The sequence below is a fragment of the Prosthecobacter sp. genome, from assembly GCF_044222345.1.
Classification (GTDB): Bacteria; Verrucomicrobiota; Verrucomicrobiia; order Verrucomicrobiales; family Verrucomicrobiaceae; genus Prosthecobacter.
The window spans coordinates 1-2,207 of the sequence record NZ_JBGANL010000141.1; the positions used below are offsets into that span (position 1 = coordinate 1).

At 61.2% G+C, this 2,207-nt stretch carries 3 protein-coding genes; all 3 read right to left on the bottom strand.

Going from position 1 to position 2,207, the window contains the following annotated elements; all coding sequences use genetic code 11:
* On the bottom strand, positions 1-965 hold a 965-nt coding region (locus ACILSL_RS27255; RefSeq protein ID WP_395735226.1), incomplete at its 3' end, for a hypothetical protein.
* A gap of 27 nt (positions 966-992) precedes the next feature.
* Entirely contained in the window at positions 993-1,538 is a 546-nt protein-coding gene (locus tag ACILSL_RS27260) for a hypothetical protein (RefSeq protein ID WP_395735227.1), read from the bottom strand.
* A gap of 4 nt (positions 1,539-1,542) precedes the next feature.
* Positions 1,543-1,989, bottom strand: a complete 447-nt coding sequence (locus tag ACILSL_RS27265; RefSeq protein ID WP_395735228.1) for a hypothetical protein — start codon at positions 1,987-1,989, stop codon at positions 1,543-1,545.
* Positions 1,990-2,207: the final 218 nt, after the last annotated feature.

The following is a 2,207-nucleotide window of genomic DNA, read 5'->3' on the forward strand; positions in this document are numbered from 1 at the left end:
GGTGCGGTGTAGGTGGACAGCGCGTAGAGAGGATTGAGCGCGCTGGTGTCCTCGTTGTAGCTGCCCACGGCTTTGAGGGTGAGCTTGCCGAGGCGGTTTTTGTCCGCGCCCCAGTTGAGGTTGCTGGCGTCGCAGACCATGGCCGGAAGATCCACAACGAGATCGCCCTCGGCCTGCGGTGCGGTGATGATCTGCATGGCTTCGGCCAGCGTGGCCAGGTTGAGGCCGGGCACGGCGCTTGGCCCGTCCACCGGCATTTTTTCAAGCAGCTGCGCGATGGTCATCTCCTGCGGAGTGATCATCAGCTCAACGGTCACCCCTTTGATACGCTCGTCATAGTTTCCGTTCACCGGGTTGTATTTCGATACCAGCTCGTATTTGATGGCGATCTCGATGATGTCTTCCGAAGACAGCGCATCAAACGGCGCGGAGGGTGCGGCTCCCCAGATCAGGATGCCCGCCTTCGTCTGCCACAGGCTCGCGTCACCTGCGGCCTGCGGCTCGGTGAAGGCGGCGCTGCTGAGAGCGAGCAGATTTTCAAGCGTGCCGATGTCCGTGTCGTTGCCGACGACCGCACCCCACTCGAATTCGCCGTAGAGATTGGCATCGCCGAACTTGATGCTGCCCGGAGAGCGCAGACCGCCCGCCTTGAAACGCAGCTTCACACCATCGCGGCCAAAGATGTCGATGTAAGCATCCGTGCAGCCGTAGATGCTGCTGCCGATGTTTGTCGGCTGCATCGTGATGAGCTGAACGGCATAGGCGGGGATGGGGGCCAGCTCGCCCTTGATGCTGCACTTCATGCCTTTGTGCACGGTGCCGATGGTGCCGCGCAAAGAGCTTGAGAGGGGGCGGGTGTCGCGGGCGAAATCGACAACGACATCACCCGTGGTGACGTAGGTGCCGGTGGGGGTGACGAGCTTGCAAGGACCGGCGATAACGCCGCAGCGTGGGATGGCAGACATAGGGTGGCGAGTTAGGTTGAAGGAAAATTAGGAGCAGTGGCAGGCGAGGCATTGCGAGGTGACGAGACGAGCGACATAGCAAACCAGCCCGCCTTTGAGATCCGACTTCTCTTTGTCCATTTGCAGGGTGCCGGTCTGCTGCATGCGCAGAGGCTGCGGGTTGCGGAGCGTCGCCGTCTGCTCCGGCGACCATTGATGCAGCGAGGCCAGAGCCGCTTCTGCAAAGGTTAGCGCGCTGGTCTTGGTGCCGGACGCGCCCTGGTTCATGAGCACGCTTTCGTAAACTTCCACTTCGATGTGGATGTCTTTAAGCATTGCGGACAGCGAGGCCTGGTTGGCATTGCAAACCGAAAAGCTTACAGAGGCGAACACGCTGAGGCGCTTGTTCAAAACGGCCACCAGGGAGTTGATCAAATCGCCGTCATACTCCGGCAGAACGCGCAGCCCTTTGGCGGCAAAGAGATCCTGCGTGCGCAGCCTGGCGCAGATGGCCTCAAGCAAAGCGTGCAGCCCGCTTTGATTTTCGTAGCCGCTGAGCTTGTCGGCAAGGTTGGGTGTGACGTTGGCAGCCATGGGTTCAGATGCCGCAGTTCGGGCGGGTGCGTTTTTTGATGCGGGGCTTTGGGATCGGCGCGCCTGGTGCGGTTGGGGGCGGCACTTCATCGACGGCGATCAAGCAGTTCGCGCAGTCGCGCAGCCACTTCATCGCATCGCTTCGCGCATCGAGGCGGATGCCGTTGGTGCCTTCGATCACGGCACCGGCAGGACGGCCTTGGATCGTGGGGACGATGATGTCGAGGAAAGCATGCAGCCCGCTGGCCGGGATGGTGCCTGCTTCTTTCGTCGTCATGTCCACGTTCGGACAGCGGGCGATGTAGCCGCGCATGAAGTCCACCACGATGGTGATTTGAGAGGCCACCGGATCAGGCTGGTCGGTGCCGAGCGCCGCCGAGCGAAACGCATCCAGCTCCGGCCCTGCGACGCGGGTGAGGATGTGCTCTTCGGTGGGTGTGATCCAAGCCATGACGGTGAATTGAGAAGCGATTGAGAGACTTTAAAAAAGGCGCGGCGGCTCAGCACCGCCGCGCCCGAGGGCGAATGAATCGCGGCTGATCAGCTCAGCTCGATGCGTTCGGCGAGCAGCGTGGAGATGACTTCGTTATCATCTTCCCAGTTCGTCTTGAACATGTCGCTGTTGCGGCCTTCATCGCGGTATTGCATGACCGCGTCGATGGCACCTGC